Source organism: Shewanella sediminis HAW-EB3 (assembly GCF_000018025.1).
Classification (GTDB): domain Bacteria; phylum Pseudomonadota; class Gammaproteobacteria; order Enterobacterales; family Shewanellaceae; genus Shewanella; species Shewanella sediminis.
Genome location: NC_009831.1, coordinates 66,514 through 86,842, shown reverse-complemented (window position 1 = coordinate 86,842; position 20,329 = coordinate 66,514). Strand labels below are relative to the sequence as shown.

The 20,329-nt window shown below is 50.8% G+C and carries 22 protein-coding genes; 19 read left to right on the top strand and 3 right to left on the bottom strand.

Annotation, left to right across the window (positions count from 1 at the left end):
- The first annotated feature begins 1 nt into the window (after position 1).
- The 5 genes from fliF (at position 2) to SSED_RS00385 (ending at position 5,326) form a co-directional block, all read left to right on the top strand.
- Positions 2-1,714: a flagellar basal-body MS-ring/collar protein FliF gene (gene fliF / locus SSED_RS00405; protein ID WP_012004216.1), complete on the top strand. Its 1,713-nt coding sequence runs from the start codon at positions 2-4 to the stop codon at positions 1,712-1,714.
- A gap of 85 nt (positions 1,715-1,799) precedes the next feature.
- Positions 1,800-2,786, top strand: a complete 987-nt coding sequence (locus SSED_RS00400; protein ID WP_041421468.1) for a flagellar motor switch protein FliG — start codon at positions 1,800-1,802, stop codon at positions 2,784-2,786.
- Positions 2,786-3,544 carry a flagellar assembly protein FliH gene (fliH, locus tag SSED_RS00395; protein ID WP_012004214.1) on the top strand — a complete coding sequence of 253 codons (759 nt, stop codon included), beginning with the start codon at positions 2,786-2,788 and terminating at the stop codon, positions 3,542-3,544. The genes SSED_RS00400 and fliH overlap by 1 nt, the downstream gene beginning before the upstream one ends.
- A complete protein-coding gene (gene fliI / locus SSED_RS00390) occupies positions 3,534-4,877 on the top strand; it encodes a flagellar protein export ATPase FliI (RefSeq protein ID WP_012004213.1) in 1,344 nt (447 codons plus the stop codon). Before fliH ends, fliI begins: the two co-directional genes overlap by 11 nt.
- A 14-nt stretch (positions 4,878-4,891) precedes the next feature.
- Positions 4,892-5,326: a flagellar FliJ family protein gene (locus tag SSED_RS00385; protein WP_012004212.1), complete on the top strand. Its 435-nt coding sequence runs from the start codon at positions 4,892-4,894 to the stop codon at positions 5,324-5,326.
- Between the two features lie 12 nt (positions 5,327-5,338).
- Here the strand turns inward: SSED_RS00385 and SSED_RS00380 are convergent, their stop codons facing one another.
- The 3 genes from SSED_RS00380 to flgA all read right to left on the bottom strand — a co-directional run bounded on the left by SSED_RS00380 (position 5,339) and on the right by flgA (position 6,885).
- Positions 5,339-5,776, bottom strand: a complete 438-nt coding sequence (locus SSED_RS00380) for a flagellar protein FlgN (RefSeq protein ID WP_012004211.1) — start codon at positions 5,774-5,776, stop codon at positions 5,339-5,341.
- A gap of 2 nt (positions 5,777-5,778) precedes the next feature.
- Entirely contained in the window at positions 5,779-6,063 is a 285-nt protein-coding gene (gene flgM, locus SSED_RS00375) for a flagellar biosynthesis anti-sigma factor FlgM (RefSeq protein ID WP_012004210.1), read from the bottom strand.
- Positions 6,064-6,138: 75 nt separating this feature from the next.
- Entirely contained in the window at positions 6,139-6,885 is a 747-nt protein-coding gene (gene flgA / locus SSED_RS00370; RefSeq protein WP_012004209.1) for a flagellar basal body P-ring formation chaperone FlgA, read from the bottom strand.
- A gap of 86 nt (positions 6,886-6,971) precedes the next feature.
- Between flgA and flgB the strand changes: the two genes are divergently transcribed.
- The 14 genes from flgB (at position 6,972) to fliD (ending at position 20,325) form a co-directional block, all read left to right on the top strand.
- Entirely contained in the window at positions 6,972-7,322 is a 351-nt protein-coding gene (gene flgB / locus SSED_RS00365) for a flagellar basal body rod protein FlgB (RefSeq protein ID WP_012004208.1), read from the top strand.
- A 98-nt stretch (positions 7,323-7,420) separates the two neighbouring features.
- The gene (gene flgC, locus SSED_RS00360) at positions 7,421-7,840 is read left to right on the top strand and encodes a flagellar basal body rod protein FlgC (protein WP_012004207.1); all 420 of its coding nucleotides are present in this window, start codon (positions 7,421-7,423) and stop codon (positions 7,838-7,840) included.
- A 65-nt stretch (positions 7,841-7,905) separates the two neighbouring features.
- Positions 7,906-8,571, top strand: a complete 666-nt coding sequence (locus SSED_RS00355) for a flagellar hook capping FlgD N-terminal domain-containing protein (protein WP_012004206.1) — start codon at positions 7,906-7,908, stop codon at positions 8,569-8,571.
- A 28-nt stretch (positions 8,572-8,599) separates the two neighbouring features.
- Positions 8,600-9,796: a flagellar hook protein FlgE gene (gene flgE, locus SSED_RS00350; RefSeq protein WP_012004205.1), complete on the top strand. Its 1,197-nt coding sequence runs from the start codon at positions 8,600-8,602 to the stop codon at positions 9,794-9,796.
- Positions 9,797-9,806: 10 nt separating this feature from the next.
- Positions 9,807-10,541, top strand: a complete 735-nt coding sequence (locus SSED_RS00345) for a flagellar basal body rod protein FlgF (RefSeq protein ID WP_012004204.1) — start codon at positions 9,807-9,809, stop codon at positions 10,539-10,541.
- Positions 10,542-10,611: 70 nt separating this feature from the next.
- The gene (flgG, locus tag SSED_RS00340) at positions 10,612-11,397 is read left to right on the top strand and encodes a flagellar basal-body rod protein FlgG (protein WP_012004203.1); all 786 of its coding nucleotides are present in this window, start codon (positions 10,612-10,614) and stop codon (positions 11,395-11,397) included.
- 44 nt (positions 11,398-11,441) lie between these two features.
- Positions 11,442-12,104 carry a flagellar basal body L-ring protein FlgH gene (gene flgH, locus SSED_RS00335; RefSeq protein WP_012004202.1) on the top strand — a complete coding sequence of 221 codons (663 nt, stop codon included), beginning with the start codon at positions 11,442-11,444 and terminating at the stop codon, positions 12,102-12,104.
- Positions 12,105-12,198: 94 nt separating this feature from the next.
- On the top strand, positions 12,199-13,326 hold the full coding sequence (locus SSED_RS00330; RefSeq protein WP_012004201.1) for a flagellar basal body P-ring protein FlgI: 1,128 nt from the start codon (positions 12,199-12,201) through the stop codon (positions 13,324-13,326).
- Complete coding sequence (locus SSED_RS00325) at positions 13,326-13,763, top strand: rod-binding protein (protein WP_012004200.1); 438 nt, start codon at positions 13,326-13,328, stop codon at positions 13,761-13,763. Before SSED_RS00330 ends, SSED_RS00325 begins: the two co-directional genes overlap by 1 nt.
- Before the next feature lie 66 nt (positions 13,764-13,829).
- Positions 13,830-15,203: a flagellar hook-associated protein FlgK gene (gene flgK / locus SSED_RS00320; RefSeq protein ID WP_012004199.1), complete on the top strand. Its 1,374-nt coding sequence runs from the start codon at positions 13,830-13,832 to the stop codon at positions 15,201-15,203.
- Between the two features lie 12 nt (positions 15,204-15,215).
- On the top strand, positions 15,216-16,133 hold the full coding sequence (gene flgL / locus SSED_RS00315) for a flagellar hook-associated protein FlgL (RefSeq protein ID WP_012004198.1): 918 nt from the start codon (positions 15,216-15,218) through the stop codon (positions 16,131-16,133).
- Positions 16,134-16,142: 9 nt separating this feature from the next.
- Positions 16,143-17,168, top strand: coding sequence for a hypothetical protein (locus SSED_RS00310; protein WP_012004197.1), 1,026 nt, complete (start codon positions 16,143-16,145; stop codon positions 17,166-17,168).
- A 589-nt stretch (positions 17,169-17,757) separates the two neighbouring features.
- A complete protein-coding gene (locus SSED_RS00305) occupies positions 17,758-18,552 on the top strand; it encodes a flagellin N-terminal helical domain-containing protein (protein ID WP_012004196.1) in 795 nt (264 codons plus the stop codon).
- Positions 18,553-18,948: 396 nt separating this feature from the next.
- Entirely contained in the window at positions 18,949-20,325 is a 1,377-nt protein-coding gene (fliD, locus tag SSED_RS00300; protein WP_012004195.1) for a flagellar filament capping protein FliD, read from the top strand.
- Positions 20,326-20,329 lie beyond the last annotated feature (4 nt).

The following is a 20,329-nucleotide window of genomic DNA, read 5'->3' as shown; positions in this document are numbered from 1 at the left end:
AATGTCTACAACACTCGCTCAACCTAGCCCAAATATGACCGATGTCAGAGATAAGAGTGAAATAGTCAGCTCTTTGAAGACGAAATGGCAACAATTTAACCGTGGTGATCGTCAGGTATTAGTGCTGGCAATTCTGGCGAGTGTCGTTGCTTGTGTTATCGTGCTTTTACTCTGGACGGCAAGCCAGGGCTATCGTCCCCTCTATGGTCAACAAGAGAAAGTTGAAACCTCACAGATAATCGAAGTCCTCGAAGCCGAAGGCATTAATTACCGACTGGAGGCCAATTCAGGCTTGGTGCTGGTCCAGGAGGATAAGCTAGGTAAAGCGAGAATGTTACTCGCTGCTCGTGGCGTAAAAGCTAAAGTCCCTTCAGGTATGGAATCGCTGGATAACTCAGGCATTGGTACCAGCCAGTTTATGGAACAGGCAAAATATCGCCATAGCCTGGAAGGCGAGCTGTCTCGCACTATCATGGCATTAAAAGCCGTTCGCACCGCCAGAGTTCACCTTGCCATTCCTAAACGAACCTTGTTTATTCGTCAGCAACCTGAACTTCCATCGGCCTCTGTGATGCTGGACCTTTACGCAGGCTCAAAAATTCAACCGGGTCAAATCGAAGCCATTGCAAACTTAGTTGCCGGAAGCGTCACCGGCATGACCCCGGAGCGGGTGCAGATTGTCGATCAGGAGGGGAATCACCTTAGCTCGGGGATAGCGATCAACCAAGATATTACTCAGGCCAGAGATCGCCAGCTCAAGTACACCCAGGAGTTAGAGCAGAGCCTGATCAACCGAGCATCAAGTATGCTGGCTCCAGTGCTGGGTAAGGAAAACTTTCAGGTTCAAATTGCCGCTCAAGTTAACTTTAACCAGGTCGAAGAGACCCGTGAATCACTGGATCCTCAATCAGTGGTAACCCAGGAAAAGCAAAGCATCAACGATACTAACAGTGATATCGCCATGGGTATTCCTGGCGCACTCACAAATCAGGCTCCGAAAGCGCAGGCAAATAAAACTGAAGAAAACACCCGCCGTAACCTGAACCAACAGGAGAGCCGTCAGTATGAGGTTGGGCGTTCCGTCAGGCATACCCGCTTTCAGCAGATGCAACTGGAAAACCTATCCGTTTCGGTACTCCTCAATAACCAAGCCGCCGGTGAAAATGGATGGAACGAAGCTCAGGTATCCCAGCTGGGCACTATGGTAAAAGATTCGATTGGCTACTCAATGCAGCGTGGCGATCAATTCAGCATAAACAGCTTCGATTTTGCCCCGGTACAGATAGCCCAGTTTGAACCTATGCCCTGGTGGCAAACAGAAGGTTATCAAGCTTACCTCAGGTATTTCATTGGTGGAATTCTTGGTTTCGGGCTCATTTTCTTTGTATTGCGGCCACTCGTGTCTCACTTGACCCGCACGGCAGAGCATAGCCTCAAAGAGGAGCTGCCTCAGGTAGAGCCGGCACTGGAGGCTCCAAGCTCAAGTAGTATCAGCGGCGTTCAATCCGGCGATGGTCAGGCTCTGGCAGATCAATTGATGGGGCTCGAACAGGATAAGTCTGATACCGACTGGCTCAGTAATCAGGGACTGCCGGCACCAGGATCACCACTCACGGTGAAGATGGAGCACCTGAGCCTACTCGCTAACCAAGAGCCCGCTCGTGTGGCTGAGGTTATCGCTCACTGGATAGGCGATAACGAAAACGAGAGATGATCTCATCGTTTCAAAAAAATCCCACAAGATTAGGTTTAGAAAACAGGTAGTGAACGTTGTGAATAAGAGTGAACTTGGAATAAAGATGGATAACCTGGAGCAAGCAGCCATGTTGTTGCTTAGCATGGGAGAGAAGGGAGCCGCTCAGGTGATGGCACACCTGGACAGAAATGATGTTCAACACCTGAGCCACAAGATGGCCCGCTTATCGAGCATTACCCAACAGGAAGCAGAAGCGGTACTCGGACGTTTCTTTATGCGCTACCAGGAGCAATCCGGTATCGCCAGAGCATCTCGCTCATACCTGCAGAAGACTTTAGATCTTGCGCTGGGCGATCGTGTCGCAAAAAGCCTCATAGACAGTATTTACGGTGACGAAATTAAAACCTTAGTCAAACGTTTAGAGTGGGTAGACCCGCAGCTGTTAGCCAGAGAGATCACCAATGAGCACAGTCAGCTCCAAGCCGTACTGCTTGGCCTGCTCCCACCGGAGAGTGCAGCTCAAGTGCTCCTTAGCCTTCCAGCAGAAGGTCAGGATGAGGTGTTGGTCCGTATCGCTCAACTCGGTGAACTCGACAGAGATGTCGTCGATGAGCTAAGGCAACTGGTCGAGCGCTGCATGTTAATCGCCATGGAGAAGAGCCATACTCAAGTCGCCGGCATTCGTCAGGTTGCAGATATTCTCAACCGCTTTGAGGGCGACAGAGAGCAACTGATGGATATGATAAAACTCCATGATACAAAATTGGCCAGTGATGTCGCCGACAACATGTTTGATTTTATTATTCTTGGAAGACAGAAGCCTGAAACTCTGCAGGAGATCATGGCAATCGTCCCTCCAGAGATGTTGGCATTAGCACTGAAGGGGATCGATTCAGAACTCAAATCCACCCTACTCCTTGCCCTGCCAAAACGTATGTCATCGGCAATTGAGACGCAAGTTGAAGCCATCGGCGCCGTTCCCCTAAGTCAGGCGACCAGTGCCAGAAAGGAGATCATGGAGTTAGCCAAGCAGATGATGGATGACGGTGAGATTGAGCTACAACTATTTGAAGAGCAGGTGGTCGAATAATGACATTCCCGGTAGATAAAATGGATCCTAAGTGGCGCCTGAAGAAAGAGCTGGCACGCCGTCATCGATTTGCCCCCTTAGTTCAGCAGCCCCCGATGGAAGGCGAGGCCGGTACCGGCTGGCAAGACTATCAGGAAGCGTTCGATAAAGGTTATGAAGAGGGAGTCGCCAAGGGGCATTTGGAGGGCTTCGAGTCGGGCTCAGAAGAGGGACGTCGCTCAGGCCATGCAAGCGGATTCAATCAGGGGCGAATAGAGGGAAACCTAAAGGGTAAGGAAGCTATCGATGAGCAACTCAATCAGCTTATCGCTCCCCTGGGTGCACTTAAATCAATTCTGGAGGAGGGCCACACTCATCAGGTCTCACAACAACAGACCATGTTACTCGACCTGATTAGACGCGTCGCCCAACAAGTGATCCGCTGTGAACTCACCCTGCAGCCACAACAGATCTTATCTCTGGTCGAGGAGACATTAACGGCCCTTCCGGATACGCGCTCCGAGATAAAAATTCACCTGGAACCCAATGCCGTTAATAAGCTCAAAGAGCTGGCATCAGATAAGATACAAGACTGGACCTTAGTCGCCGATCCGAGCATATCTGCCGGCGGCTGCCGGATAGTGAGCGACAAATCTGATGCTGACGCCTCGGTTGAAACCCGGCTGAATGTTTGTATGGATCAGGTCTCGGCTAAGCTCAAAGAGCCGGAAACAAGCAACACAAACAGCGAAGCTGAGCTCCCTATCGATGTTGCATAACCTACAGCCAAGCGAAAATACGATTACCGAGGCACCAGACTGGCCACGGGTCCCGGTGGCTCAGGTCTATGGCAGGTTAACCCGCGTCAACGGTCTGCTACTCGAGGCCGTGGGATGTCAGCTTGGCATGGGAGATCGCTGTCATATTGAATGCCGCGACGGTCGCCTCATCGAAGCCGAAGTTGTTGGTTTTAACAGGGAGACACTCTGCCTGATGCCAATTGAGCACACTTCTGGCCTGATGCCGGGCTCCAGAGTTATGCCACTCGCCGAACAGGTAAAGATCCCCGTAGGCACTTCGCTTTTAGGGCGCGTACTCGATGGCCTGGGCCAGCCGCTGGATGCGCTTGGGCCACTTAAGAATTTACAGAGCGTTCCCCTGAGCAATAACACCACCAACCCCTTACTTCGCAAGCCAATCAGAGAGCCTCTGGATGTGGGGATCCGCGCCATTAACGCCCTACTCCCTATAGGTCGAGGCCAGCGACTCGGGCTGTTTGCGGGCTCAGGAGTAGGCAAGAGTGTATTGCTCGGCATGATGACCCGCTTTACCGAGGCAGACGTTGTGGTTGTGGGCTTGATAGGTGAACGCGGTCGGGAAGTCAGAGAGTTTATCGAAGAATCATTAGGTGAGGAGGGAAGAGAACGTGCCGTCGTCATTGCAGCCCCTGCCGATACCACGCCTCTGATGCGAATGCGCGCAATGCGTCTGTGTCACCACGTCGCCGCCGCATTCAGAGATCAGGGAAAGCAGGTACTACTGCTTGTTGACTCACTCACCCGCTACGCTCAGGCGCAGCGAGAGATCGCCCTGAGTCTCGGTGAGCCACCGGCGACCAAAGGCTATCCGCCTTCGGCATTTGCACAGCTGCCGAGTTTAGTCGAACTCGCGGGGAACGGACAAGATCCGGTCGGAACTCTTACCGCCTTTTATACCGTATTGACCGAAGGCGATGATCAACAAGATCCCATTGCCGATGCGGCAAGGGCTATCTTGGATGGTCACCTGGTATTGAGTCGTAAACTCGCCGAACAGGGACACTTTCCGGCCATAGATATCTCGGCATCGGTCAGCAGATTGGCCACTCAGGTCGCCGATCAAACTCAGCTATCTCAAGGCCACCATTTCAGGCACCTGAACAGTCGATATAACGAAGTGAGAGAGTTACTCCCATTAGGAGGCTATCAGGCCGGACACGATCCACAGATGGACCTGGCCGTAAGAAGCTACCCCATGATGGCACAATTTCTTCAGCAAAATACCGAAGAAAAGTTCGACCGACAGCAGAGCCTTGAACAATTAAGCGATCTAGTGGAACGTACCGGTAAATAATAGGAGTTCAAATATTGAAACAGCTACTGAGACTGTGTCAGCAAGAAGAGAAGAAACTGAGCCAACTCGGCAGACAGAGGGGGGAGGCGCAACAGCGCATCGAGGCTATCACTCAGCAGCAGCATAACCTGAACCGGATGCTCCATGAGTATCAACAACACACACCTAAAATAGCCAACTCTCTGCTACTGCAAAACAGCACCAATCTCCAGTTAGCTTTGAGACCGATGCAAGCCCGGTTAACGAGGCAAGAGATATTACTGCAGCAGGAACATCGGCGAGTCGATGGATTATGGCGCCAGCAACTTGGCCGTCAACAGGGGATAAAATGGCTCTACCAAAAACGAAAACAGGACAAAATAGAGCTCAATAATCGGCAGGAACAGAAACAGCTCGATGATCTTGCCTCAAGAGCCAGGACAAACAGATCTCAATCTGATGAGTCTTAGCTAACGGGTCAGTTACGGCGCACCATAGTCTATATTTTGCGGAACATCTCGATTCAATAAGTTAGTTATCACCTCTTGTTGACCGACTAACAGCTTACCATTGGCTTCATTCACCCGCTGACTCTCTTTGACCAAGATCAACAGGTTTTCCCATAACAGCTTCATCTGAGTCGATGCTTGAGCCGGTAGCTTGGCGATAAGTTGTGCCATACCACTGGCATCCCCCGCAAACCCTAAGCTGATAAGCCCTTCACTTCGAAGCTTAGCTCGCTGCTGAAGATGTTCACACAGCGTCGTTTGGTGGCCATTGTGATACTTAAGTCCGTGATTATCGCGTCGTTGCATCAAGTCTCTTTGACGTTTCAACATGCTTTTAAGTTGCTTATAACCTTCGATATCCTGACGAATACCACGAATAATCGATTGAACAATCTCTCTTTTATTCGACATAATTAACCGTGCTGTTGCAGCATGGCTTCTGAGATAGCCGTGATATTAAGTTCAAAGCTTCCATCCCTCAGAGACTGACGAATTTCAGCCATTTTCGTTCTATCCAGATCTTCGAGTTGCTGTAGCTGTGGCTGAGAACGAGCAAGCAGGTGCCAATCATCGCTGACCGCTTTTGGAGTTGAGCCTTGAGACACAGGCTTCTTGTCCGTAAGTTCAGGGAGTGTCACCGACTCCTTTTTAGTACTGATTTCAGCACTAATCGCACTGTTAACTTTATTGATTTCCATCGTGATTCACCGACAATAATGGCTGTTAATCCATAAAGGCGACACAAAGCCTCTCAAACTAAAGTCATCGCTCACTTAAAATACTGTCGTGACTCGCCCCTTTGCCGTCGGAAATGCGGTGATCACCTTACCCGAACTCAAATTTTTAACCCGGATAGCCTCCCCCTCGCCGCCAGACTCGAGAGCCTCCCCCGCCATATTGGCGTAAAAGCCCTGACTGCGGGCCTCTATGATCACCCTATCACCAATATTTACCCATTGAGGTGCGTTCAGATGATGCAACTGAATTGCCCTGTGTCGGCGTAATTTTCGGTTCACCTGGCGACCGATAATATCATCGGTTTTGGTGAGCAAGTCCCTGTCTGAAGCCCCTAAGACTATCGGGTGCCATTCGATATCTTGTGCTCCGATAAACTCGCCTCGCTTCATGGCTCTGTTCGCTACAGGTAGCCTGGCCGTCACTTTTACCTTAGCCCTCACAAACAGGGACCAGGCTTGGGAAGCACATAAAACCTTACGTTGCACATTGCCAAATACCAGTCCGCTCCCCGTATCTATCAGCAATGGCTCGGGACAAAGCTTGAGCTTGGCGGCCCCCGAGGGCACCCTCACCTCAATATTATGCTCTACCGATTTCAGACCCGCTTGTCGCTGCCATTGGGCGATCTCTTGACTCAGCAGCCGCGTCAGTTGGTTTTCTATCTGCAGCTTTACATCGAGCGATTCTTCCGCACCAGCCCTAAGCGGAAGTAAACAGGAAAGAAGCATCAGAAAACAGGAAGCGGCTATTCCTCTCCACCTCACAATAAACACGTAACCCATTAAAAAGCCTCAGTTAAATTATTTGGCATGCTATTTGTAATAGCAATATAAGCGCAACATCAAAACACTAATGACTAGGAGTCGCAATGGCTATCAACCTCGATGCCGCACTGGGTATTCATCCCCAAACGCTCGATTTTAGAGTCGAACGAACCAAGATACTAGCAGGCAATCTGGCAAATGCCGAGACCCCTGGTTATAAAGCTAAAGATCTTAATTTTCAAGCACTCATGTCAGGTATTAACGCCGGTATGCCCGCCAGCAATCAATATGAAGTGGGTTACCGGGTGCCGTATCAGACCTCTGCCGACCAAAACACGGTCGAACTAGGCAAGGAGCAGGCAAGGTACTCACAAAATGCGATGGATTACCAAACCAGCCTGACCTTTCTCAACATGAAGATTTCGGGACTCAAGTCAGCCATCGAAGGGCAATAGGCGGAGCGTTTTCTCAGTTACAGAGCCGATGTAACGCAGCCATTGACCGCAGCGTAGATACAGTAAATTGTTTTGAATTCAGGAGTGAGAATCTAACCATGTCTTTTGGAGAGATCTATCAAATAGCGGGAGCCGGCATGCATGCCCAGAGCATTCGCCTCAATACCGTGGCCAGCAACCTGGCCAATGCTGGCGCGGCGGCAGAGACTCAAGATAGTGCTTACAGAGCATTAAAGCCGGTATTTTCCACCATCTATAACCAGACGCAAGCCGGCGAGGTCTCCGGCGCACAGGTAGAGGTCGCCGCCATAGTTGAAACCGATGCACCACTAGATATGCGCTACGAACCTGATCATCCTTTTGCCGATGAACAGGGTTATGTCGCCTACTCCAACGTCAACACCGTCGAGGAGATGGCAGACATGATGGCGGCGAGTCGCTCATTTGAAACCAGTGTCGAAGTGATGAACCAGGCGCGCTCCATGCAACAAGGTCTCCTGCAGCTGGGCACCAAGTAACTTAATGAATAACAGACTGAAGATGTCGAAACGACAGCTTCAGATATGAGTCGGAGTTAGACAGGATGAATGTAAACAGTACCACCAACAGTAGTGGCAACGATAACACCAGTGATGTGATGAACTCGCCGGGTAACGATGCGGCGTCCATCAAGAATGAGTTTATGACCTTGATGATCGCGCAGATCCAAAACCAGGACCCGACAAACCCTATCGACAGCACCGAGTATGTCACTCAGTTAGCCCAATTCTCTCAGGTTGAGAGCTTAGAGCAGATGCGCCTGAACCAGTCGACTCAGATGGTCATGATGGAGAACCTGGGCATAGTCCAATCGGCGCAGTTGATCGGTAAAGATGCCATGGTCCCGGCTTCCGAGGTGACCTTAGATACAGAAACCGTTCACGGCAAAGTCTATACAGGCAACGCAGTCGAAGAGCTCAGTATCGACATCATGGATGAGAGCGGCGAAGTGGTATCGACCCTGAAGCTGGGTCCACAGGAGGTCGGTGATATCGAATTTTCCATAGATCCAGAAGCCCTAGGTCTTCCGCCGGGCAAATACAGCATAGAAGCCCAGGCCACCTCGGGCGAAGAAACGCTGACCGCAGATACCTTCATTCAGGCGCCGATTGAGAAGATCCACTTCGTCAGCGCCTCAGGAATGATGATGGCCGAGCTTGGCTACGGCCTGGGCACGGTATCAGTTCTGGATATCTCTGAAGTCTCATAACCTACACAGCCAGCAAAGGATAATAACCATGTCTTTCAATATCGCATTAAGCGGATTACAAGCCACAACACAAGATCTCAATACCATCAGTAACAATATCGCCAACTCCTCCACCGTTGGATATCGTGGTGGTCGCAGTGAATTTTCGGCAGTCTACAACGGCGGTCAGGCCGGCGGTGTCAACGTCATGTCCACCAGCCAAAACTTCTCAATGGGTGGCAGCCTGGTCTATACCGGCCGTGAGCTGGATATGGGAATTCAGGGTGATGGCTTCTTCGTGCTTAGCGGACAAGATGGCAGCACGCTGTACTCCAGAGCGGGCATGTTTTCACAAGATGCCGACGGCTATATTACCGATCCCGCCGGCAACCGTCTGCAGGGTTACCCGGTTGGGGCTGGCGGGCAACTGCAAACCGGCAATGTGAGTGATCTCCAGGTGCAGTCCGGTTCCCTCCCCGCTAAAGCCACCACAGATGTGGGGGTTGTCTCAAATTTAGATGCCAGCATGGAACCGATAGACCAGACCACCACCCCGTTCGACCCGGATGATATCTCCAGCTACCACTCATCTGGCACCGTCGCCGTCTATGACTCCCTGGGCAACGAACATGCTCTGACCCAATATTATGTCAAAACCAACGATAGCCCAAGCGAGTGGAATGTCCACTACATGATGGATGGCAAAGATGTTGGAACCAACAAACTTGAATTCGATGATAAGGGCGCACTCACCGGTGGTGAAAATGTCACATTAAACTTAGGAACCCCTGGCGGGGCTGCCCCCATGAGCCTGGATCTGAGCTACAAGAACAGCACTCAGTACGCCTCCGACTACAGCAATTCAAGCCTGACTCAAAATGGCTACACCTCGGGTGAGTTAAACGGAGTGCGCTTAGACGATAACGGCATGGTCTACGGCACCTACACTAACGGTCAGGAGCAGATCCAGGGCCAGGTCGTATTGGCCGACTTCAATAACCCTAATGGTCTTACGCCCGTAAGCAACAATGCCTGGGCAGCGACGAACGCTGCAGGACAACCGATCGTAGGCGCACCGACAACCGGCACATTAGGCTCGGTCAGTGGCGGTTACCTCGAGGGTTCTAATGTCGATACCACGGCAGAGATGGTCAGTCTGATGACGGCACAGCGCAACTATCAATCGAACGCCAAGGTGCTGGATGCCAACTCAACCATGCAGCAAGCCCTGCTGAACGCCATCTAAGGAAGAGTTCATGGACAAAATGCTTTATACCGCAGCAGCGGGGGCGGCTCGGGTGATGGAGGCTCAGGCCATCAGGGCCAATAACTTAGCCAATGCCGAAACCACAGGCTTCAAGGCCGATCTGGAGCGGGTAAATGCCACCGTCATCCCCGCCATGGGGAACACTTTACAGACTCGCGTGATGGCGCAGACCCAGAGCAGTGGTTTCAGCCACCAAAGTGGTGCCCTGAATCCTACGGGGAGAACGCTGGATCTGGCTATTCGTGAGCAGGGTCTGTTCAGCGTAATGACCGAGCAAGGCGAAGCCTACACCCGCTCGGGCACTCTGGTCCCCGATACTAATGGACAGTTGACCATAGACGGGCGTCCCGTGGCCGGTATAGATGGCCCTATCGTATTGCCGGAGTATCGCGAACTATTCGTGGGTGACGATGGCCGAATCAGCGTGCTGGCGGCCGAGGGCGGCATTACCGAGGAGGTGGGACAGCTCAAACTGGTTAACCCGGAGCTCGACACCATGGAGAAAGGTTTAGATGGCCTGTTTTACAGCCGTGATGGCCAGCCGCTACAGGCCAATGAACAGGTAAAAGTCGACAGCGGTTTTCTGGAGTCCAGTAACGTCAAGGCGGTCAGTGAGCTGATCGCCTCCATGGATCTCAGTCGTCAGTTTGAGGTGCAGGTAAAACTCATGAAAAGTGCAGAGAAGTTAGCCGAAGCTGGTAACAGACTGCTTAGAAACGCTTAACGGGACTTTCAGCCTGACTGAGCAGACGGCATAAACCGCCCTTGATAAACAAAGCTTTAGGAATTAAATCATGCAATCAGCATTATGGGTCAGTAAGACCGGGTTAACAGCCCAAGATGTAAAAATGACCACGATAGCCAACAATCTGGCTAACGTGAATACAACCGGCTTTAAGCGTGACAGAGTCGCGTTTAATGACCTGTTTTATCAGACTCAGCGCCAACCCGGCGGGCAGGTCGATGAGCTCAATGAACTTCCATCCGGGCTGCAGCTGGGCACGGGAACACGAGTCGTCGGAACCCAAAAGATCTTTACCAGCGGTGACATGCTCACCACGAACCAGCAGTTAGATCTGGCCATCGAAGGGCAAGGCTTCTTTCAGATAGAGGAAGCCAATGGCGATCTGGCCTACAGCCGGGACGGGCAATTTTATCGTAATAGCGATGGTCTGATGGTGACCTCTCAAGGACTGCCTCTGGTACCGAATATCGAGATCCCGGAAGATGCACTCACCATCACTATCGCGACAGACGGTATCGTCACGGCGCAGATCTCCGGCCAAGCAGAGGCTCAGGAACTGGGCCAAATCACCTTAGTGAACTTTACCAATCCTACCGGGCTGGAAGCCAGAGGCGACAACCTCTATCGCGAAACCGGCGCATCCGGAGCCGCCATAGAGGGCGTTGCCGGCGATCAGGCTATCGGCCAACTTCGCCAGGGCGCATTGGAGGGAGCGAACGTAAATGTGGTCGAGGAGATGGTCGAAATGATCTCCACTCAAAGAGCCTACGAGATGAATGCCAAGGTCGTTTCGGCATCCGATGACATGCTCAAGTTCCTCAACCAGTCGCTGTAGTCATGAACGATTCGCAAAAAAATACCATTGGATAAGGGATACTCATGCGTCATTTATGGATAGGAATGCTGTTGCTGTTATCTGGATGTGCGGCCAACTTTCCCGAAGCCGACACTAAGCCCGGTCAACCGGAGTGGGCACCACCGGAGATAGACTACAGCCTGCCGGATGCGAAGGATGGCAGCGCATATCGTCAGGGATACATGTTAACCCTGTTTAAAGATAAGCGCGCCTTTCGGGAGGGAGATATTCTCACTGTCGCGCTGGACGAGAAAACCTACTCCAGTAAACGAGCCGACACGAAAGCCAATAAGGAGCAGGATCTCTCAATCGGAGCTCAGGCCTCGGCGGGTGACTCCAGCTATAGCGGCGCCGGTGACGGCTCATTGGCGCGAGGGTTTAAGGGCTCAGGCTCCAGTACCCAACAAAACCAACTCTCCGGCTCAATTACAGTCACCGTGGCTAAGGTACTGCCAAATGGGGCCTTGCTTATCCGGGGGGAGAAATGGTTGAGACTCAACCAGGGGGATGAATATTTACGCCTGCTCGGATTGATCCGTACCGATGATATTGGCAATGACAATACCATCTCATCTCAGAGGATCGCCGACGCCCGCATCATCTACGGTGGTCAGGGTGCCATTGCAGACAGCAATGCCATGGGGTGGGCATCACGGTACTTTAACAGCCCCTGGTTCCCCCTATGAGAACCCTCTTATTTTCGTCAGGTGGTAAAGCACTGGCACTAGTGTTCCAGCAAGATTACCTCCTCGAGTTAGCGCTTGAGAACAGGATGATTCAATGAAAAAGCCCCTAATTTTGATCATGAGCCTACTGCTCATTTTTACCGTGGATAGCGTATCGGCTCAAAGCCAGACTCGTTACTTGATGGATATCGTCGACGTGCAGGGGATCCGGGAAAACCAACTTGTCGGCTACGGTTTAGTCGTCGGGTTAGACGGTACGGGGGATCGAACTCAGGTGAGATTCACCAGTCAGTCCGTCGTTAATATGCTGAAACAGTTCGGTGTTCAGATAGATGACAAAACGGACCCCAAGCTCAAGAACGTTGCGGCAGTGGCCGTACACGGAAACGTACCAGCACTCGCCAGTCCGGGTCAGAGCATAGATATCACGGTATCCTCTCTGGGTGATGCAAAAAGCCTGCGTGGCGGCACCCTGCTGATGACCCCTCTTCGCGCCGTAGATGGCGAGATCTATGCGGTAGCACAGGGTAACTTAGTCGTCGGTGGCGTTTCGGCTCAGGGACGTAACGGCACCTCTGTGACCATCAACGTACCTACCGTTGGCAATATCCCCAATGGCGCACTGCTCGAAGCGCCCATGCACAGTAACTTCACCGAGTCAGAGACGATAGTCCTCAACCTGCGTGCCCCCAGCTTTATGACGGCGCGAAACATTGAACGCACCGTTAATGCGTTATTTGGTCCCGATGTTGCTCAGGCCGACAGCAATGCCAAGGTTACCGTCCGGGCTCCGGAGTCGAAGCGGGAAAGGGTCACCTTTATGTCCATGCTCGAGGAGTTACAGATAGAGCAGGGACGAAAATCACCACGAGTCGTCTTCAATAGTCGCACCGGAACAGTTGTCATGGGTGGAGATGTGGTGGTGAGAAAAGCCGCCGTCAGCCATGGGAACCTGACCGTCACCATCATAGAGAAAGAGAGTGTCAGTCAGCCTAACGGAGCGCTCTGGGGACAAGCCCAGGGCGAAACCGTCGTCACCACAGATAGTCAAGTCGATATCGACACGGGTAACGGCCACATGTTTGTCTGGCCTGAAGGGATAGCGCTGGAGGAGGTCGTCAGGGCCGTCAACAGTCTGGGGGCATCACCCATGGATCTGATGGCGATACTCCAGGCACTGGATGAAGCCGGAGCACTCGAAGCCGAATTGGTGGTGATCTGATGAAATTAGACAACGTGCAAAACTCCCATGGGTATCTGAAACAGATGAACGCCGGCGACCTGATAAAGGCCAATGGTGAATATGGTGCACTCGAACTGGTGAGTCAGCAGTTTGAGGCGCAATTCTTACAAACGGTACTGAAGCAGATGCGCAGCGCCTCCGATGTGATGGCCGATAAAGATAACCCGCTCTCATCGCAAAATGATGGCATGTACCGCGACTGGCACGATGCAGAGTTGGCTGGACGCCTGAGTCAGATGCAGAGCACAGGGCTTGCCAGTGTGATGACCAAACAATTGGCTGGTGCACTTAAGTCCGCCCCTCAGCCTGTCGCCTCTACTAATCAGGTAGCCGAAGAAATGTCGGTGAACCCGAGCAACACGACAGCCATGCAACCCGCACTCATAGTGCCGATGATGGCCAAGCCAAGCGAGTAACAGACAAAAATAAATAGTGGTAGAAGAGCAAATACACCACCAGAAACGAAGAAAAAAGGATACGAGATGAGCATGCTAAATATTGGTATGTCTGGGCTGAATGCGAGTATGGCAGCCCTGAATACGACCTCAAACAATGTTGCCAATGCTATGGTGCCTGGTTATTCACGCCAACAGGTGATGATGAGCTCTGTCGGCAGCGGAACCTATGGTGGTGGCGCAGGGGTCATGGTTGATGGCGTGCGACGTATTTCGGACCAGTATGAGGTGGCTCAGTTGTGGAATACCACCAGCGATGTAGGCTTCAGCAAGGTACAGGCCAGTTATTATGGTCAGGTTGAGCAAATTTTTGGCTCCGATGGTAACAACATCTCTCAAGGTCTGGATCTGCTTTTCGCTTCGCTGAACTCGGCCATGGAGCAACCCAATGAGATAGCCTATCGCCAAGGCGTATTGAATGAAGCAAGGGCATTAACTCACAGGTTTAACTCCATCAGCGAGGGGGTCAATGCACAATTATCTCAGATCGAGGGACAGCTAGGCGCCTCGGTTAAAGAGGTGAATGCTCAACTACAGACCATAGCCAGCTTCAATGCCGAAATCCAGGCATCCGGCAACAATGGCAATGTGCCCTCATCTTTGTTAGATGCCCGCGATGCCGCCGTCGATGACTTGGCCGCCATTGTCGATATCAATGTGGTCGAAGACTCTAATGGCATGCTCAACATCTCTCTGGCACAGGGACAACCTCTGCTGGCAGGAACCACGGCTTCGACTTTGAGTGTCTCACCCGATCCAGGCAACCCGGGAATGAGTAAGATCAGCATTCAATTTGGCCAGTCGAGCTTTCCTGTAGATGAAAGTGCAGGAGGGAGCTTAGGTGCCCTGCTCGATTATCGCGATAACAGCTTGATGGACTCGATAGCCTTTATCGACGAGTTAGCCATGACCATAGCCGATGAGTTCAATGCCGTACTGGCGGGAGGCACAGATCTTAACGGCAATACACCGACACAAGACCTGTTTACCTACGATCCGAACAGCCCAGCCGGCAGTCTCAAGTTGACCTCAGGATTTACCGCCGAAATGCTGGCATTCGGCCAGGATGGTACTCCGGGTGATAACAGTAACCTCAAAGAGTTGGTCGAGCTGGCCAATAAAAGCTTCACCTTCAACTCAATCGGCGCAGACACGACTATGGGGGATGCCTTCGCCAGCAAGATAGGTGAACTGGGCTCCGCATCTCGTCAGGCACAGGTAAACGCCGACACCAGCGTGAAGTTACAGATGGAGGCTCAGTCTCAGTGGGCAAGCACCAGCGGCGTCAATATGGATGAAGAGGCGGTAAACCTGATCATCTATCAGCAATCCTATCAGGCAAATGCCAAGGTGATATCGACTGCCGACCAACTATTCCAAACCATTCTCAACAGCATTTAAGGGCATAAGAGCATGCGTGTAAGTACTCAAAACATGTACAGCAGTAACCTCTACAATCTGCAAAATACCACCAGCGATCTTGCCCGTCTCAATGAGATGATGTCGACAGGTAAATCACTCCTTCGCCCGTCAGACGATCCCATAGGTTCAGTCAAGGTGATCGGCAGCGAGCGTGATATGGCGGCAACCAATCAGTATCTCAAGAATATCGAATCTCTAAGTACTAGCTTCGGCCGCGCAGAGAGTAACTTATCGAGTATGACCGAGCTGCAGAGTCGTATGCGTGAAATCACGGTCGCGGCCAACAACGGCAGCCTTTCTGCCGAAGACAGGGCAGCCTACGCCGCAGAGATGAATGAGCTACTCGACGCTCTCACCGACACCATCAATGCAAAAGATGAGGGGGGTAACTATCTGTTTTCCGGCAACCTGACTGATACCCCGCCCATCTCAATCGATGCCAGCGGTAACTATATCTATCAGGGAGACGCCAGCCAACGTGAAGTGCAGGTATCAAGCTCCTCATGGATGCCTGCCAATGTGACGGCCCAGGAGTTTATCTTCTCCAATGGCAGCACAGATATCCTCAACCAGACAAAAGAGTTTATCGCTATGCTGGAAGACCCCACACTATCTCCCGGTGATCCGGCATTCGATAACGTGGCCGAAAGCATGCTAACGACCTTAGATGACACCTTGACCAGTATCAGTAGTGCCATGACCGACATAGGCGGAAAACAAAACAGCTTAACTCTGATACAAGGTTCTCACGAAGAGATGGTGCTGTTTAACAAGGAGGTCATAGGCGAAACAGAAGGACTCGACTACGCCCAGGCAACAGCCGAGTTCAACGTCAAGCTCACCACACTCAAGGTCACCCAGCAAACGTTCGTGCAGGTCAGCCAGCTATCGCTATTCGGGCAGATGTAAGAAATAGATATGGTTAATGGAATTTCCGATAGCTTAAATGTCCAGCAACGTAGTCAACCCCTCGTTGCTGCAACAAACGACAGGCATCAAAGTAAGGCACCAAAGCCTGCTCAACTCACAGCCATTCCCTCCCATAGGCTGGAGACCTACGCGCGCTGGGCAAGAGTCACCCAAGGACAGCATAAAATTTCGGCTTTCCAGGTGGCGGAGCAAGGCCTTAAACAGATTTTTCATCTGTTAAAACAGCTCAAGCGGCTAGCGCAGAGCGCGATCAGTTTAAGCGGTGAGAGTCGTAATGCTCAAATTAAGGCGGCAACGTCATTACAACAACGCCTCTCACAACTTAGAGTTGAATATCAAAACAGGCCGCTGCTGGATCACCAGTTAAATCTCATCTCGAAGAAACGTCCTCCGGCTCCCCGTCAGTTTATACTGAAGTCGATTGAGCTGGCTCAACCTAAGCCAAGAGACGAGCGTATACAGATCCAATCAGACAAGGACTCTATCTCTATTTTTCTTCCGGCAAACGCCTCCAAAGCGGCCCTTACCGGTCACCTATCCGAAGCCATGCATAATCTTGAGATCACGATTCCCGCTCCTCACTCTGAGACGACTGTGTTCAATTGTAATGATGAACGTTGGCAGAAGATAAAAGCCGGCATTATGATGACTGGTAAGGGCCAGAGGCTGCCAGCCGGAGAAGCCAGAACCATAAAAGTTGATGAAATACTCAGCTGGCAGGATCCAAGAGAGTGGCGCTTAGGTAGTAACGAAGATCTCAAGCAAACGGTGGTTAAAATCCATAAGTCTCTGTTTAAATTGGAACAGCAATTGCGAGAATTAACACAAACAGCGGATAAAATTCAACGTCAACTTCATAAGGCCAACAAAGAAAACGACTTTGATGATGAGCTAAAAAAAACACTCAACAGCCTCGAACGCTTAATGCAGGCGACCCCTTTCACATTGCAGATGACTTCGGTGATGGCTCAGGCTAATGTCACCCGCTCTCAGGTCTCTTCACTACTGCTCTGATAAACCGGCTGTAATACCAATCAGTATAAGAAAGTGATCTGCTCAGCGTGTTTTTTGGTAACTAATTCAAGGCGGATGGATGATGGAATGGTTGTTCCCTTGTGAGGCCATTCAACGCAGAAGTAGGCAGCCAAAAACACGCCAATCAGGCGAGTTTTAGCGCATCCGATGCTGTGTTAACGAGCTTGAACGTAGAACAACTATGCTCTTCACTCGTTGCCTTGCCTCAGAAGCGCTAAATTCTCGCTGAGCGATCACATCTTTATACTGATTGGTATAATGGGTTACAGCCTTCAACCCTTTCAGTCCGGAAACCTTCGCGACTAAAGCCGCTCCTACATGGAGAATACCTAACTAAAACAATGACTGGAGCCCTAAATCAAGATTCTGAAACATGTTCATAATGACTAGTAATACCCGTTTCAGCCTCCCTCACGCTCTCAAAACAGATAAAAACAATATCAGATAAAACAATACCTTATGTAAATCCTGTCATTTTTTTCATTAACAATTTTCAGTTTTCTAACTCGATGTCGTTTTATTGTTTATGACACACAACGAATAATTTAAAAATTTTAAGGAAGACATTATGTTATCTGTTCAGACTAATAATGCATCAAATATCGCACAAAACTCAGTAAACAAAAGCAACGACCTACTTAGCAATGCCATGGAGCGTCTATCTACGGGTCTACGAATCAACAGCGCGGCCGACGATGCTGCGGGTCTGCAGATTGCAACACGTATGAACGCTAACGTAGTCGGCATGGAAACGGCTAACCGTAACGTATCTGATGCGACCTCTATGCTACAGACTGCCGACGGCGCACTGGATGAACTTACCACTATCGCTAACCGCCAGAAAGAGCTGGCGACTCAAGCGGCTAACGGCGTGAACTCAACAGAAGATCTGGCGGCACTGGATGCTGAATTTCAGGAACTATCGAAAGAAGTAACACGTATCGTTACTGATACCGAATACTCAGGTAACAAGCTGTTTGCAGAGTTAGAAGCGGGCGTTACCTTCCAGATAGGTGCTTCAAGTGGTGAAACTTTAGATGTCACCACAAATGCAATTACTGCAGTAGCCGGCGACCTTAAAGCGGGCGCGAATGCCGCTATCGATCTTGTTGATACCTTCATCGACGAAGTTGGTGCTGAACGCTCAACACTAGGTGCTAACATCAACCGCCTGGGTCACACAGCCTCTAACCTGACTAACGTCACCGAGAATACTAAAGCCGCAGCAGGCCGCATCATGGACACTGACTTTGCTGTTGAAACTGCAAACATGACCAAGAACCAGTTATTGGTTCAAGCTGGTACGAATATCCTATCATCAGCCAACCAAAACACTGGTTTAGTAATGAGCCTGTTAGGTTAATCCTGACACGAGATGTATTGCGACACCGCACTGCATATAGGGGCCTTGAGGCCCCTTTTTAATATCCGCAATCTTCCTGCAGCCACCTCCCATCACCTCCCCCCCCCCTCTCTCACCTACTTAGTGCCCTCTCTTTATTCTGGTTTTTCTCCTGCTTTTATTCATACCCGCTTTAGAGCAAAGCCTCCAAGGTCGCCTTATTAAGAGTTAAGCAATAAACGTGCGTCGAACTCCTCTTGCGGTGACCTTGTACGGAAGTTCCACTTCCCCCCGGTAAGAACATCTACGGAAGAGAATGCGACACACTCATCAGACAAAACAAATAAAGAGCAACAAAAACAGAACCTTAACTATTGGCACAAAGCTTGCCATGTCCCTTTAATTGGAGGAGAGATAATGATTTCAGGTATGAGTGGATCCCAGTTTGCAGAACAACTCATCGGCGCTGAGCGAATGGGTAAAGATCAGCTGTATCAGAGCAATATGACTAAGCATCAGACCCAGCTTGATGCCTATGAAATACTCGAAAAAAGCCTGAATCAGATGACCAAAAATCTGGAAAAACTAGATGGCGATGCCTTCGACAGCAAGACCTCGACCGTAAGCGACGATAACGCATCGATCACCGTCGAAAGTGGTGCCGCAACGGGTAGCTATGACCTCTATGTCAAACAGCTGGCTCAGGCCCATCAGATATCCAAGAGTTTCAGTGGTGAAGATGCTGCTCTCCCCACAAGTGGTGTGCTCACTATCCAGGTTGGGCCGGATGTAGCAGACACCTTAACCCTGGATATGGCGGTATATAACCCAGGCGGTAACGCCACGGTCTCCGATCTCACCGGGATGATCAACAGCCACCCGGATAATCCGGGAGTACAAGCTTCATTGGTGCGCACCGGCGGTCAGGTTGAACTCATGCTCTCCTCTACAGAAACCGGCGCCGACAGCACTATCGACGTGAAGATGGATGGTGCTGACTGGGGCATGACCGAGCGCAGAGCGGCACAGGACGCCGAGCTTACCCTCAACGGTATCGATATAAAAAGCAGCAGTAACTACCTGAATAACGTCATCGATGGAGTGTCTATTGAGCTTAATAAGGCCCACGGCGTGGGCGAAAGCAGCACCATAAAAATAGAGTCAGATACCGATGCCAGTGAACAGGCGGTTAAAGATTTTGTGGACAGTTTCAACGAGCTGATGGATCAGATAAACCAACTGACACGTTCCATGGGAAGTTCGGTGCTGGATGACATCAATGACGACAATGATAAAGACAAGGATGAAGACGATGATGATGACGACGATGACAGCCCCTCTTCGGTCACAGAAGATCAGCTCGGCGCATTAAAGGGCGATTCGAGTGTCCGCATGCTGCAAAACAGCATGAGAAGCGCCATCTTCGATCCAGCATCAAACGGGATGCGTCTATCGGATATCGGCATTGAGATGACTCGAGAGGGTAAATTAGAGATAGATGAAGACAAGCTAGCCAAGGCCCTGAAAGATGATCCCGGTGCGATAGAGGCCATGTTCACCGGCAGCGATAATTATGTCGACAGAATGGACGGCATCATCGATCCCTTCACTAAATCCAACGGCTATTTAGATCTTAAACAAGAGAATCTGGATAAGCAGATCACCCGAGTCGAAGACAACATGGCTCGCCACGATTACCAGATGGAGCAGAGGTATCAAATCTACCTCGCCCAATTTACAGCAATGGAGGCCACCATCAACCAACTTAACTCGGCCAGCGCATTGTTTTACTAAGGAA